This is a genomic window from Pseudomonas sp. DR208, assembly GCF_019823005.1.
Classification (GTDB): Bacteria; Pseudomonadota; Gammaproteobacteria; order Pseudomonadales; family Pseudomonadaceae; genus Aquipseudomonas; species Aquipseudomonas extremorientalis.
This window is the reverse complement of record NZ_CP081944.1, coordinates 5,943,020-5,957,234: the sequence shown is the minus strand read 5'-3', so window position 1 is coordinate 5,957,234 and position 14,215 is coordinate 5,943,020. Positions and strand designations below refer to the sequence as shown.

The following is a 14,215-nucleotide window of genomic DNA, read 5'->3' as shown; positions in this document are numbered from 1 at the left end:
CGGGTGGTGTCCTCACTGACACCACCTGTTTGCACAGTGAGATGTGCAGTGTTAGCCCAGGTTCTTGCCCAAGAGGGCGTGGTACAGCTCACTGTCTCCCAGAATCCCCACCACCTGGTTGTTGTCATGCAACACCAGCTTGTTGCCGGTGTGATAACGAATCTGCAACGCATCGCGCATGCCGATGTTCGAGTCCACCAGTGTCGGCAACCGACCCAAACCTTCCACCGCTTGCCCCGGCGCCCAGTTCTGCAGGTTCATCACCGCGCCGTTCTGGCGGGCGCCCTTGATGGTGTTGCCTTCGGCCAGGTCCAGCCACGAGTCGCCGCCCGGATCCAGGCATACCGAACCGTTCACGCGCTTGCAGTTGTCCAGGGTGCGCATCAGGCTGCGACCGCACAGCACGTTCAGCGGGTTGGTGTGGGCGACGAAGGTACGCACATAGTCGTCCGCCGGGTTCAGCACGATCTCTTCCGGCACGCTGTACTGGATGATCTTGCCGTCTTTCATGATTGCGATACGGCTGCCCAGCTTGAGCGCTTCGTCGAGGTCGTGGCTCACGAACACGATGGTTTTGCTCAGCTTGCGTTGCAGTTCCAGCAACTCGTCCTGCAGGCCTTGCCGGATCAGCGGGTCGAGGGCGGAGAAGGGTTCGTCCATCAGCAGGATATCGGCGTCCATCGCCAACGCTCGAGCCAGGCCGACGCGCTGCTGCATGCCGCCGGAGAGTTCGTCCGGCTTCTTGTTGCGCCACTGGGTCAGGCCCACCAGTTCAAGCTTTTCATCCACCAGCTTGCGCCGGTCTTTCTCTGGGTGGCCCTGCATCTCCAGGCCGAAGCTGATGTTTTCGCGCACCGTCAGCCAAGGCATCAGGGCGAACTTCTGGAACACCATGGCGATGCGCTTGGTGCGCATCATTTTCAGCTCGGCGGGCGTGCAGGACGCGATGTCGATCTGGCGGCCTTCATGCTCCACGAACAGCTGGCCACGGCTCACGGTGTTGAGACCGTTGATGCAGCGCAGCAGGCTCGATTTGCCGGAGCCCGACAGGCCCATCAGCACGCAGATCTCACCTTTCTCGATATCCAGGCTGGCTTTTTCCACGCCGACAATCTGTCCGGTCTTTTTCAGGATCTCGTTACGGCTCATGCCCTGGTCCAGCAGCTTGAGCGCTTCGCGTGGGTCTTTGGAGAAGATCACGTCGACTTTGTCGAATCGGATAATGCTCATGCATCACCCCCTACTTTGGCGTCGGGTTGTTTGCAGATGCGGTCGAGCATGATGGCCAGCAGGACGATCGCCAGGCCCGCTTCAAAGCCCAGGGCGATGTCAGCGGTGTTGAGCGCGTTGACCACCGGCTTGCCGAGGCCGTCGGCGCCCACCAGGGCCGCGATCACCACCATCGACAACGACAGCATGATGCATTGGGTAATGCCGGCGGCAATGCTCGGCATGGCGTGGGGCAGTTCAATGCGCGAGAGCAACTGACGACGCGAGCAGCCAAAGGCCTTGCCGGCGTCCATCAACTCTTGCGGTACATCACGGATACCCAGGTAGGTCAGGCGGATCGGCGCGGCAATCGCGAACACCACCGTGGAAATCAGCCCGGGCACCACACCCAGCCCGAAGAGGGTCAGGGTAGGGATGAGGTAGACGAAGGTCGGTACGGTCTGCATCAGATCGAGCACCGGCCGCATCATGGTGTAGAACAATGGTTTGTGCGCGGCAACAATGCCCAGCGGCACACCGATGACCACGCAGACCAGGGTGGCGAACAGCACCTGCGCCAGGGTCTCCATGGTTTCCTGCCAGTAACCCAGGTTGAGGATCAGCAGGAAGGAGGCGATGACAAAAACAGTCAGTCCCCATTTACGTTGGATAAAGTGAGCCAGCAGCGCAATCAGACCGATCAATGCCAGCGGATTGAACCAGGTCAGCGCAAACGTCACGCCGTGGATCATCGTTTCCAGTGTCGATGCGATCGCGTCGAAATAGTTGGCGCCGTGTTGGGTCAACCATTCGACGAAGGCAGCGATGTACTGGCCTAGTGGGATTTTCTGTTCAGTCAGCATGGTAGTGAATGTCCACATGCGAAGAGGGAAAACATCCCGGGGCAGCGCACCGCCCCGGGGTCAGCGGCATTACTTGGAGAGGTAAGCTTTCACGGCCTCCAGGCCAGGTTTGCCATCAACGGTGGTGACACCGGCGAGCCAGGTGTCGAGTACTTGAGGGTTCTTCTTCAGCCAGGCTTTCGCCGCGGCGTCGGGTTTCATCTTGTCGTCCAGGACATTACCCATCAGGGTGCTTTCCATGTTCAGGGTGAACACCAGGTTCTTCAGCAACTGACCCACGTTGCTGCATTCCTGGGTGTAGCCCTTGCGGGTGTTGGTGTAGATGGTGGCCTGGCCGTAGTTGGGGCCGAAGGAATCATCACCCCCCGTCAGGTACTTCATCTTGAAGCGGGTGTTCATCGGGTGCGGTTCCCAGCCGAGGAACACGATGGCCTGGTCGCGCTTGGTGGCGCGTTCGACCTGGGAGAGCATGCCGGCTTCGCTGGACTCGACGACTTTGAAACCGGCGGTTTTCAGGCCGAAGGCGTCTTTGTCGATCAGCGTCTGGATGGTGCGGTTGCCGTCGTTGCCCGGCTCGATGCCGTAGATCTTGCCGCCCAGCTCATCCTTGAATTTGGCGATATCGGCGAAGTTCTTCAGGCCTTTGTTGTACAGCGCTTCCGGGACCGCCAGGGTGTACTTGGCGTTCTCCAGGTTGGCGCGCACGGTTTCCACGGTGCCGGCATCGCGGTACTGCTTGATGTCGTTTTCCATGGTCGGCATCCAGTTGCCGAGGAAGATGTCCATGTTCTTGCCGTCGGCCAGGGACTTGTAGGTCACGGGCACCGAAATCATCGTGGTGCGTGGCTTGTAGCCCAGGCCCTTGAGGATTTCGCTGGTGGTGGCGGTGGTGACGGTGATATCGGTCCAGCCGACATCGGAGAAGTTGACGGTCTGGCATTGTGCCGGTTCTGCAGCGTGCGCCACGACTGGCAGACTCAGCATGGCGGCCAACAACAACGAGGGTGAAGCTTTCATGGGGCTAGACTCCTGTGTTTTTTCTGGCGGCGTTCGCCGCGCTTTATAAGTGTTGCGGTTGGAGCGTGCGACAACAGCTCTGGCACGGTGCCTTGCAAACGAGTCGAGACTGATCATGTACCAGTGAAAATCTGACGCCTACAGGGGGCGTCGTATCCAGTACAGGGAGGGTCGTATCCAGTGTCGGTGACGTCGCTTACAGGTTTTTCCCAAGGCAAAACTGCAGTTTTTGCCCATCTGCACCGCTAAAAACGGCCAAAACCGGTGATCGCACAGGCGCGACGCTGGTGAGCATGGGTGCGTCGGTGTGAGACGCCGTGACGGCAAGTAAAAGCTTGATGATGCCGCCATCTGGGCGATCTGAGCGTAGCAGCTCGTTGGTGTCCGGCCTGTTCACCTGCGGAGTTCCACGTTAATGGCTATCAGTGTTTTCGACCTGTTCAAGATCGGCATCGGACCTTCGAGTTCTCATACCGTCGGCCCCATGCGCGCCGCGGCGTTGTTCGTTCAAGGGTTGCGTGAACGTGATCTGTTGGAACAAGTGCGGCGCGTCGAAGTTCAGCTGTATGGCTCGCTGTCGGCCACCGGCATCGGCCATGGCAGCGACACCGCGACCATCATGGGCCTGATGGGCGAATGGCCGGACGCCATCGACCCTTCGCAGATCGGCCAACGCATCCACACCCTGCGCGAGACCGACACCCTGCTGCTCGACGGGCGCTTGCCGGTGCCCTTTGTCTGGGCCCGGGACATGCGCCTGCTCGACGAAAACCTGCCGTTCCATCCCAACGCCATGACCCTGGTGGTGTCGGGTGACAACGGCGAGCTGCACCGCGACACCTACTATTCGGTGGGTGGCGGTTTCGTGGTGGATGAAGCCCAGGCGCAAAGCGGCGTGGCCGATATGGACCGCACCGAATTGCCTTACGACTTTTCCAGCGCGGTGGAGCTGTTGCAGCTGTGCAAGACCCACAACCTGCGCGTGGCCGAGTTGATGATGGCCAACGAGAAGGTCTGGCGCTCTGAAGATGAAATCCGCAGCGGCCTGATGAAACTCTGGCGCGCCATGCAGGATTGCGTGGAACAGGGTCTCAAGCACGAAGGCATCCTGCCCGGCGGCCTCAACGTGCGCCGGCGTGCTGCCAAGTTGCACCGCAGCCTGCAGGAGTTGAACAAGCCCAATGTGATTGGTTCGACCCTGAGTGCCATGGAATGGGTCAACCTGTTCGCCCTGGCGGTGAACGAAGAAAACGCCGCCGGTGGACGCATGGTCACGGCGCCCACCAACGGCGCTGCCGGGATCATCCCGGCGGTGCTGCATTACTTCATGAAATTCAGCGAAGAAGTCACCGAGGCCAATGTGGTCGACTACCTGCTCGGTGCGGCGGCGGTGGGCATTCTGTGCAAGAAGAACGCCTCGATCTCCGGCGCCGAAGTCGGCTGCCAGGGCGAAGTGGGCTCTGCCTGCGCCATGGCCGCCGCCGGGCTGGCCGAGATCCTCGGCGCCACGCCGGAGCAACTGTGCAATGCTGCCGAAATCGGCCTGGAACACAACCTGGGGCTGACCTGCGACCCGGTGGGCGGCTTGGTGCAGGTGCCGTGCATCGAGCGCAACGCAATCGCGGCGGTGAAGGCGATCAACGCGGCGCAAATGGCGCTGCGCGGCGACGGCCAGCACTTTATCTCCCTGGACCGGGTGATCCGCACCATGCGCGATACCGGGGCGGACATGCATGACAAGTACAAAGAGACATCGCGCGGTGGGTTGGCGGTCAGCGCGGTGGAGTGCTGAGACCGCGTTGCCTGCATCGGGGGCAAGCCCCCTCCCACATTTGGATTGGTGAACACAGTCAAAGGTGGGAGGGGGCTCGCCCCCGATAGCAATCATCCAGGCGCCGCTGCGCAAAAAGTGAACACCCCAACCAAAAGCGCCACCTTTTAGCGCGTCGCAAATAGATAAGTAGCTTGCGAACGATTTTCGACCTGACCACTGACCTCCCGCGCTTTGGGTGACAGACTTCTCCCACACCCGCAAAGCGCCTTCCCACAAGTGCTACCGATCTGCTCACACACCTTGCCCGGGCGTGTTCCTACGGCCAATTCCAGCCATAACCGTACGTGCGGCGCGGGCTTATTTAGACGCGTCATGAGGTCGTTTTTAGGAGTTATTGGACGGCCATTCAAATTTAGGCATGGCATTTGCTCTATCAATTCAAAGCCTCTCTCCTCGCCGGATGAAGAGCGCAATAACAAGAGCCTCGCCTGAGGCCATCACCCGCTTTGTGTGAGGAGATACCGCGATGACGTCGTTCAACTCCGGGGCCCAACCCCAGAACCGTGCGCCTCAATCCATCGGCTTTTTGCTGCTGGACAATTTCACGCTGATTTCCCTGGCCTCCGCAGTCGAACCGCTGCGCATGGCCAACCAGCTCTCCGGCCGCGAGCTGTATCGCTGGACGACCTTGAGCGTCGATGGAAACCAGGTGTGGGCCAGCGACGGTCTGCAAATCACTCCCGATGCTTCCATGCACAAAGCGCCCGCCCTGGACACCGTGATCGTGTGCGGGGGTGTGGGTATCCAGCGTACCGTGACCCGTGAACATGTGTCGTGGCTGCAAAGCCAGGCACGCCAATCGCGCCGCTTGGGCGCGGTATGCACCGGCAGTTGGGCCTTGGCTTGCGCCGGTCTGCTCGATGGTTTTGATTGCAGTGTGCATTGGGAATGCCTGGCTTCGATGCAGGAAGCCTTCCCCCGCGTGGCCATGAGCACACGCCTGTTTACCCTCGACCGCAACCGCTTCACCAGCTCGGGCGGCACCGCGCCGCTGGACATGATGCTGCACCTGATCAGCCGAGATCACGGTCGCGAACTGTCGGCCGCCATCTCCGAGATGTTTGTGTACGAACGCATCCGCAACGAGCAAGACCACCAGCGCGTGCCGCTCAAGCACATGCTCGGCACCAACCAGCCGAAGCTTCAGGAAATCGTCGCGCTGATGGAAGCCAACCTGGAAGAACCGATCGACCTGGATGAACTGGCGGTATACGTCGCCGTCTCACGTCGCCAGTTGGAGCGGTTGTTTCAGAAGTACCTGCATTGCTCGCCGTCGCGTTACTACCTCAAGCTGCGCCTGATCCGTGCACGGCAGTTGCTCAAGCAAACGCCGATGTCGATCATCGAAGTGGCGTCGGTGTGCGGGTTTGTCTCCACGCCACACTTCTCCAAATGCTACCGCGAATATTTCGGCATTCCGCCACGGGATGAACGCGTCGGCTCCAACACCACCCAACAGGTGGCGATGATGCCAATTCCACAGGCGCTGGTGTTGTCGCCGTTGTCGGGGCCGATGTCGGCGTTGAGTCAGGCGCGCAATGAGTCGACGTTTGCCAGCGTAAGGCTCTAGACCGAGGTGTCTGTATCGGGGGCAAGCCCCCTCCCACATTTGGATGGGTGAACACAGTCAAAGGTGGAAGGGGGCTTGCCCCCGATAGCAATCTATCAGGCGCCAGAGTTCTGCTTGAACTGCACCAGTGCCGGCAACAACTGCTTGTCGATTGCCTGACGCACGGCCGGCAGAATCGTCGCACTGCCGGTGTACATCTGCTCCACCATGCCCTTGAGCGCCTTGGCCCGTGCCTCGCTCAAGCCGCGTACCGCGCACTCGCAGGCCTGCTCGGCAGTGGCGCCGCTGGACACTTCGAAACCCAGCGAGCGCAGTTGGCCCAGCAGGTCATCCTGGTCAATCAAATCCGCGTGCATCATGACGTTTATCCTGGTGAGGTGAACGGGGTCTGACTGGGATTCTGGTAGCCACCCAAGGGGGCGGCAAGCGCAGATTGCACGAATGCCTCAGATGGCTATGAGCATGTCGTTTTCGGGCCATTTAACGAAGGCGGTAATGGGCACACTGACTATCAGCAAACAGCTTGAAGGTTTGGTCACCCTCGAGATGTCACGCTCACACAAGGCCCTCTGCCTCGATCCAGTCACGGCTGGATCGGGGCTTTTTTGTGGGGGCGGGCTTGCTCGCGAAGGGCGCGCCACGGTCTACCGTTGCAACACCAAAATGCGCGAGAGCAACTCATCCCTATCGATATAACACCCTTGAAAATGCCGAGCCCCGGAAGCCGGGTCAAAAGCATGACGCGCATGCAACGTGCGGCGGTTATCGAAGCACCACAGCTCACCGGGGTTCAGGCGCTGCACCACACGAAAGCGATCTTCCCGCGTCATCGCGATAAAGCGCCGATAGGCGCGATACAGCAACGGCATCTGTTCCACACTCGTCTCAAACGGCCCGCGTAGAAAATTGGCCATGCGGATCTCCGCGATATCGCCCAAGGCATCCAGCGCAATGATCGGCGCCAACTGGCGGTAGTCGCTGTGACGGTCCTTGTTGCGAAACTCCACTGGGATGTCGCACAGCGCCAGGAACGCTTCGGGGTCTTCGGTACGCAGGGCGCAGGCGATGGCAAACCCATCGACAAAAATACTTTCGCCACCGTCGGCATCGTTCACCAGGCAATGCAAAAACTGCAGGCCCGGTTGCAGCTCCCGCGTGGGCAAGTCACTGTGCAACGGCAGGTTGAAGGCGGTGTACGCATTGCTGTCGGCATCGGCCTTGGATTGCACGTTGAACAGCACGCCGAAGTTGCTCTCGCGGATGAATGAAATGCGCTTGGCGACCAGCGCCAGGGCGCCGGGCTCGGTGGGCACGCCGCGGATTTGCGTGAGGCCGCAGTCACGTAGCGCCAGCAGCCACTGCAACAATGCGTGGGGGTCTTGCATGACCGCTGAATAGTCGAACACCGGCAGTTGGAAGCGGCTGTCCCACAGCTGGGGTTTGGGCTTCGCCGCCCAGCGTTCGGCGCGGGACTCATCGTCGTAGGCATGCGCCCGCAGCCAGCCTGGCTCGTACTGGCTGCGGTGGCCGCCGCTCCATTGCACGCTCAACAAGCCTTGATCGATGCGTGCGTCGACAGCGCTGAGGTGCTCGTCCACATCGACAATCTCCAGCACCTGCTCGCGGGTCACGCTGTACACGCATTCCGCGCAGGGGCAGTTGTCCCGCAGCCACTGATGATGAAACGGGCTGACCCGCCCATCGGCCCATTGCACACGAATCTGATCATTTAGCACCCGCACCTGCGCAAGGTCGCAGATCTTCGGGTAGGTACGGAAATCGGCAACAGCGGCAGCGGTTTGCATGGTGTCTCCTTATTGTTTTTTGGGTGGCAGTCCAATCACTCGGCCGAGCAGGGCGGGGCGAGGCAGGTCAGCCTGCTGGGCGCTGATGGCAGTGAGTCTTTCCAACGTGGCATCGGTGAACGGCGCGGCATGCGGGCCGGCCAGGTCAACGTGCAACAGCATCTGTTCGTTGCCCGCCAGTTCCTTCTCATCCCCCACCAAGTGTAGGCTGTGATAGAGGTGCAGGCGCTTGGCGTCATGGGCGATCAGTTGGGTATGCACCTCCACGTCGGCGCCGAGTTTCACTTCGTGCAGGTAGTTCAGGTGCAGCTCCAGGGTGAACAGCGAATGGCCGCTGGCTTCGCGGTTTTCACTGTCCAGCCCGAGGATGTCCATCAGCGCGTCGGTGGCGTAGCTGAAGATCAGCAGGTAGAACGCGTCGCGCAGATGGCCGTTGTAGTCCACCCAGTCGGGGTGGACCTGGGTGGTGTAAGTGGTGAGTGCGGGCATGTCAAGGGTTCCGTTATTCAGCGAAGGTCATGCCGTGCTTGGCCTTGGTGGTTTTCACCGCTTCCAGCACCGCCAGCAGGCAATCATCACGATAGCGCTCCAGCGCCGAAATGCTGTGCTTGCCCAACTGGTCGCTGGTGCCGTCGACCACATCATCAATCAGCTTGTCGGTCAGTTCCGGCGCCGGCAGGTAGGTCCACGGCAATTGCAGTGCCGGGCCGAACTGCGCCATGAAGTGCCGCATGCCGGCATCGCCGCCCGCCAGGGTGTAGGTGAGGAACGTGCCCATGAACGACCAGCGCAGGCCGGCGCCAAAACGGATTGCGTCATCGATCTCGCCGGTGGTCGCCACGCCATCATTGACCAGGTGCAATGCTTCACGCCACAACGCTTCGAGCAGGCGATCGGCGATGAACCCCGGGACTTCCTTGCGCACATGCAGCGGGCGCATGCCGAGGGATTCATACACCTTGATCGCGGCCTGGATGGCTTCTGGCGCGGTGTTCTTGCCGCCAACGACTTCCACCAGCGGCAACAGGTAAACCGGGTTGAACGGGTGGCCGACCACACAGCGTTCCGGGTGGGTCGAACCTTCGTAGAACTCACTCGGCAACAGGCCCGAGGTGCTTGAACCGATCAACGCATTCGGCTTGGCTGCCGCACTGATCTTGCTGTGCAGGTCCAGCTTCAGCTCCAGGCGTTCCGGGGCGCTTTCCTGGATGAAGTCGGCGTCTTTCACGCATTCTTCAATGGTGTCGACAAAGCGCAGGCGCTCTTGCGACGCACCCGGCGCCAGCCCTTGTTTCTCCAGGGCGCCCCAGGCGTTGGCGACGCGCTTGCGCAGCGCAGCTTCGGCACCGGGTGCCGGGTCCCAGGCGACCACATCCAGGCCATGGGCCAGGGCGCGGGACACCCAGCCGCTGCCGATGACACCGCTGCCGAGGGCGGCGAAGGTTTTGATTTCGGTGATAAAGCTCATGGCAAATTCCTAAAGAGGTTGGTAATCCCCTGTGGGAGGGGGCTTGCCCCCGATAGCGGTGTGTCAGTCGATACAGCTGGTGCTGATCCTCCGCCATCGGGGGCAAGCCCCCTCCCACGTTTTGATCAGCGGCGTTTGGTGAGGCCCATCTTCACGCGACCTTCGGCCGGGGTCATGACCCGTGCACCCAGGCGGCTGAGGATTTCGCTCGCCCGTTCCACCAACTGGCCGTTGGTCGCAAGCACACCCTTGTCCAGCCACAGGTTGTCTTCCAGACCGACCCGCACGTTGCCGCCCAGCAGCACCGCTTGCGCCGCCATCGGCATTTGCATGCGGCCAATCCCAAAGCCGGCCCACACGGCGTCGGCGGGCAGGTTGTCGACCATGGCTTTCATGGTGGTAGTGTCGGCCGGTGCGCCCCACGGGATGCCCAGGCACAGCTGGAACAGCGGGTTGTCGAGCAGGCCTTCCTTGATCATCTGTTTGGCGAACCACAGGTGACCGGTGTCGAAGATCTCCAGCTCGGCCTTTACGCCCAGCTCCTGGATGCGTTTGGCACCCGCCCGCAGTTGTGCCGGGGTGGACACGTAAATGGTGTCGCCATCGCCGAAGTTCAGGGTGCCGCAGTCCAGGGTGCAGATTTCCGGCAGCAGTTCTTCGACGTGGGCCAGGCGGGTCAGCGGGCCGACCAGGTCGGTGTTGGGGCCGAATTCCATCGGGTTCTCGCCGCCACCGATCTCCAGGTCGCCGCCCATGCCGGCAGTGAGGTTGACGATGATGTCGATGTCGGCCTCGCGGATGCGCTCCATCACTTCGCGATACAGCGCCACGTCACGGCTGAACTTGCCGGTGTGCGGGTCGCGCACGTGGCAGTGCACAACGGTCGCGCCCGCTTTGGCGGCTTCCACGGCGGCGGCGGCGATTTGTTTGGGGGTGACCGGCACGTGTGGGCTTTTGCTGGTCGTGTCGCCAGCACCGGTGAGTGCGCAGGTGATGATGACGTCGTGGTTCATGAGGCAGGTTCCTTACAAGCGGGCGTAGGGGGGCCGTGCGCAGCCGGGAGTGGCTGCGACACGGTGATTCGAATCAGGTTATTTGCTGGTCAATTGCAGGTTGGCCGCCGCCGGTTTGCCGTCGAAGGTGGTCACACCTTCCAGCCAGCGGGCCTGGTCTTGCGGGTGATCCTTGAGCCATTGCTTGGCGGACTCGATAGGGTCTTTGTGATCCAGCAGCGGCTGCATCATCCGGCTCTCGTCGGCGGCGGTGAAGGTCAGGTTGGTCAGCAGTTTGTGCACGTTGGGGCATTGTTCGGCGTAGTTCGGTGCGGTGACGCTCCACACGGTGGCCATGCCTTCGTTCGGCCCCAGGGCGTCGTCGCTGCCGGTGAGGTAGGTCATGGCGACGTTGACGTTCATCGGGTGCGGCGCCCAGCCGAAGAACACTACGGCTTCCTTGCGGCGCACGGCGCGGTCGACGGCGGCGAGCATGCCGGCTTCACTGGACTCGACCAGCTGGAATTTGCCCAGGCCGAACTGGTTCTTGGCGATCATCGCCTTGATCTGGGTGTTGGCGCCCGAGCCTGGCTCGATGCCGTAGATCTTGCCGCCCAGTTCTTTCTCGAACCTGGCGATGTCGGCAAAGGTTTTCAGGCCTTTGTCTGCCAGGTAGGTAGGCACGGCGAGGGTGGCACGGGCGTCTTCCAGGCTGGGCTTGTCGAGCACCTTGACTTGCTTGGCGTCGACGAACGGCGTGATGGTCTGGGTCATCAGTGGGTTCCAGTAGCCCAGGAACAGGTCCAGGCGCTGGTCGCGGATACCGGCGAAGATGATTTGCTGGGAGGCGCTGGTCTGTTTGGTCTTGTAGCCGAGGCCGTCGAGCAACACTTGGGTCATGGCGCTGGTGGCGATTACGTCGGTCCAGTTCACCACGCCCATGCGCACGTTCTGGCAGGATGCCGCGTCGGCAGCCAGTACGTTCGTGCTCAAGATGGCGCTGGCGCTGAGTGCGAGCACGCAGCGGCTGATCAGTCGGTTCATGGTGGATCCCTCGGCAGGTCGTTATTGTGGGGTCCGGCGTCTTTGTGCGCCGTGGGATCAAATTACGCAGCTTGAGGGCCGACAAAACGCACGGCGGCGACCAGCTCTTGCACTGCAGCGACCTGTGCTCTTGAATGGCTCGTTGAACTGGCGTATCACAGTGAGCACGCTGTCCGTCCTACGAGAGCGCACCATGTCCCAGGATTTCTACTTTCTGCTGATGCCGGGCTTCTCGGCCATCGGCTTTATCTCTGCGCTGGAACCGCTGCGGGTGGCCAACCGCTTTCGTGGCGAGCTGTACCGCTGGCATGTATTGAGTGCCGATGGCGGCGCGGTATTGGCGAGCAATGGCATGTCGGTCAACGCTGACGCCGCGCTGGAACCGTTGAAAAAGGGCGCGACGTTATTGGTGGTGGCGGGCTTCGAGCCGCTGCAGTTCGCCACGCCTGCGCTGGAGCACTGGCTACGGCGCCTTGACCATGATGGCGTGACCCTCGGCGCCATCGACACCGGCGCTTGTGTGCTCGCCGAAGCCGGGCTGCTCGACGGCCACCGCCTCACCCTGCACTGGGAAGCCATCGACGCGTTCAAGGAATCCTATCCGCACCTGACGGTCACCCAGGAACTGTTCGAAATCGACCGCCGCCGCATCACCTGCGCTGGCGGCACCGCTTCCATCGACCTGATGCTCGACTTGATTGCCCAGGCCCACGGCCCCGAACTGGCGATCCAGGTCTCCGAACAATTCGTGCTCGGCCGCATCCGCCCACGCAAAGACCACCAGCGCATGCAGATCGCCACGCGCTACGGCATCAACAACAAGAAACTGGTGCAGGTGATCGGCGAAATGGAGCAACACACCGAGCCGCCGTTGAGCACCTTGGCCCTGGCCGAGGCGATCAAAGTCACCCGGCGCCAGTTGGAGCGGCTGTTCCGCCTGCACCTGAACGACACCCCGAGCAATTTCTACTTAGGCCTGCGCCTGGAAAAAGCCCGACAGCTCTTACGCCAAAGCGGTATGAGCGTGTTGGAGGTAGGTATTGCGTGCGGGTTCGAGTCGCCGTCGTACTTCACCCGCAGTTATCGGGCGCGGTTTGCGAAGTGTCCGAGGGAGGATCGGCGACGGGAGGTGGTGTAAGGGCCAATTATAGTCAATTATACTCGCGACTATAATTTATAGTCCTTTCCATAATTGAGTATAAAACCATGTCCAAGCACAGCGGCTTTGTATTCCGCCGCCCCACCCTGGCCAGCAGTATTGCTGACGGCCTAGTGGGCGCCGGCATTCAGGATTTCACCTCTGGCCTGTTTCTCGCGGCGCCGCGTCGTACGGGCAAAAGTACTTTTTTGCGTGAGGATCTGATCCCGGAGTGCCAGCTTCGGGGTTGGCTTACCGTGTATGTCGATCTGTGGGCCGACAAAGAGAAAGATCCCGCGGAGTTGATTGCCAGTGCTATTGCTGCCGCGCTGGTGCCCTATGAAAAGGGCATTCGCAAGCTGGCCAAGCACATTGGAATCGAGAAACTGAGCTTTCTGCGTACCCTGTCCTGGGACTTCAGCAAGCCTCAATTGCCGGTTGGCGCGACGTTGACCCAGGCCTTGGAGTTGCTCCACCGCGCAGCGGAAAAACCTGTCGTCCTGGTGATTGACGAGGCTCAGCACGCTTTGACCAGCGATTCAGGCATCAATGCGATGTTCGCGCTCAAGGCTGCCCGGGATCAGCTCAACCAAGGCCGTGACGAGGACGGCAGCGGTTTGCATCTGGTATTCACCGGCTCCAATCGCGACAAGCTGGCTCACTTGGTACTGGGTAAAAGCCAGCCGTTCTTCGGCTCCAGCATCACGCCGTTCCCGCTGCTGGGTAAAGAGTTCACCCAGGCCTACACCGCGCACCTCAACGCGCACCTGGCCAAGACCAACCAATTCAACGCCGCCGATATTGATGAAGCCTTTGAGCTGGTAGGCCGGCGCCCCGAGATGTTGCGCACGATCATCGGTGAAGTGGCGCTGGAGTTGGGCGAAGCCAGCAACCTCGGCCAGTTGCTGCACAGTCGTGCCGAACTGCTGCGTGCCGGTGTGTGGACCGAATTCGAAAGCGCCTGGAACAACCTCACCATCCCCCAGCGCGCCGTACTGCAAGTGATGGTGGAGCGCTCGCAAAACAACGAACCCTTCGCGCCGTTCACCGACAGCACCGTAACGGCGGTCAGCAAGGCGCTGGAGGACATGGGCAGCGATGTGGTGCCGGGCACCCAGACGATTCAGGCCTGTATCGATGCCCTGCGCGACAAGGAACTGGTGTGGAAGTCGAGCCGGGGAGGGTATGCCCTGGAGGACAAAACCTTCGGCGACTGGCTGCGCAACAAGCGCTGACATGTGGGAGGGGGCTTGCCCCCGATGACAGGCTGTCAGT

The 14,215-nt window shown here is 61.2% G+C and carries 13 protein-coding genes; 4 read left to right on the top strand and 9 right to left on the bottom strand.

The window, feature by feature from the left end:
- Positions 1-51 precede the first annotated feature (51 nt).
- The 3 genes from choV to K5K89_RS26995 form a co-directional block, all read right to left on the bottom strand.
- Positions 52-1,230: a choline ABC transporter ATP-binding protein gene (gene choV / locus K5K89_RS27005; protein ID WP_222540561.1), complete on the bottom strand. Its 1,179-nt coding sequence runs from the start codon at positions 1,228-1,230 to the stop codon at positions 52-54.
- Entirely contained in the window at positions 1,227-2,072 is an 846-nt protein-coding gene (gene choW, locus K5K89_RS27000; RefSeq protein WP_016972877.1) for a choline ABC transporter permease subunit, read from the bottom strand. The genes choV and choW overlap by 4 nt, the downstream gene beginning before the upstream one ends.
- A gap of 69 nt (positions 2,073-2,141) precedes the next feature.
- Entirely contained in the window at positions 2,142-3,089 is a 948-nt protein-coding gene (locus K5K89_RS26995; protein WP_222540560.1) for a choline ABC transporter substrate-binding protein, read from the bottom strand.
- Positions 3,090-3,504: 415 nt separating this feature from the next.
- On the opposite strand from K5K89_RS26995, the gene K5K89_RS26990 reads away from it, so the two are divergent.
- Together K5K89_RS26990 and K5K89_RS26985 are read left to right on the top strand one after the other, a co-directional pair.
- Complete coding sequence (locus K5K89_RS26990; RefSeq protein WP_071490309.1) at positions 3,505-4,881, top strand: L-serine ammonia-lyase; 1,377 nt, start codon at positions 3,505-3,507, stop codon at positions 4,879-4,881.
- Between the two features lie 508 nt (positions 4,882-5,389).
- Positions 5,390-6,493: a GlxA family transcriptional regulator gene (locus tag K5K89_RS26985; RefSeq protein WP_005792167.1), complete on the top strand. Its 1,104-nt coding sequence runs from the start codon at positions 5,390-5,392 to the stop codon at positions 6,491-6,493.
- Positions 6,494-6,588: 95 nt separating this feature from the next.
- Here the strand turns inward: K5K89_RS26985 and K5K89_RS26980 are convergent, their stop codons facing one another.
- The 6 genes from K5K89_RS26980 to K5K89_RS26955 all read right to left on the bottom strand — a co-directional run bounded on the left by K5K89_RS26980 (position 6,589) and on the right by K5K89_RS26955 (position 11,802).
- Complete coding sequence (locus tag K5K89_RS26980) at positions 6,589-6,852, bottom strand: hypothetical protein (RefSeq protein ID WP_010207120.1); 264 nt, start codon at positions 6,850-6,852, stop codon at positions 6,589-6,591.
- Positions 6,853-7,137: 285 nt separating this feature from the next.
- A complete protein-coding gene (locus K5K89_RS26975; RefSeq protein WP_222540559.1) occupies positions 7,138-8,298 on the bottom strand; it encodes a gamma-butyrobetaine dioxygenase in 1,161 nt (386 codons plus the stop codon).
- A 9-nt stretch (positions 8,299-8,307) separates the two neighbouring features.
- The gene (locus K5K89_RS26970; protein ID WP_222540558.1) at positions 8,308-8,787 is read right to left on the bottom strand and encodes a thioesterase family protein; all 480 of its coding nucleotides are present in this window, start codon (positions 8,785-8,787) and stop codon (positions 8,308-8,310) included.
- A gap of 13 nt (positions 8,788-8,800) precedes the next feature.
- The gene (locus tag K5K89_RS26965) at positions 8,801-9,766 is read right to left on the bottom strand and encodes an L-carnitine dehydrogenase (protein ID WP_222540557.1); all 966 of its coding nucleotides are present in this window, start codon (positions 9,764-9,766) and stop codon (positions 8,801-8,803) included.
- A gap of 125 nt (positions 9,767-9,891) precedes the next feature.
- Complete coding sequence (locus K5K89_RS26960; RefSeq protein ID WP_071490305.1) at positions 9,892-10,779, bottom strand: 3-keto-5-aminohexanoate cleavage protein; 888 nt, start codon at positions 10,777-10,779, stop codon at positions 9,892-9,894.
- Between the two features lie 78 nt (positions 10,780-10,857).
- Positions 10,858-11,802 carry a choline ABC transporter substrate-binding protein gene (locus K5K89_RS26955; RefSeq protein WP_071490304.1) on the bottom strand — a complete coding sequence of 315 codons (945 nt, stop codon included), beginning with the start codon at positions 11,800-11,802 and terminating at the stop codon, positions 10,858-10,860.
- Positions 11,803-11,995: 193 nt separating this feature from the next.
- Here K5K89_RS26955 and K5K89_RS26950 point away from each other — a divergent pair, with 193 nt between their 5' ends.
- Entirely contained in the window at positions 11,996-12,940 is a 945-nt protein-coding gene (locus K5K89_RS26950; RefSeq protein WP_071490303.1) for a GlxA family transcriptional regulator, read from the top strand.
- A gap of 68 nt (positions 12,941-13,008) precedes the next feature.
- Positions 13,009-14,175: an AAA family ATPase gene (locus K5K89_RS26945; RefSeq protein WP_071490302.1), complete on the top strand. Its 1,167-nt coding sequence runs from the start codon at positions 13,009-13,011 to the stop codon at positions 14,173-14,175.
- Positions 14,176-14,215: the final 40 nt, after the last annotated feature.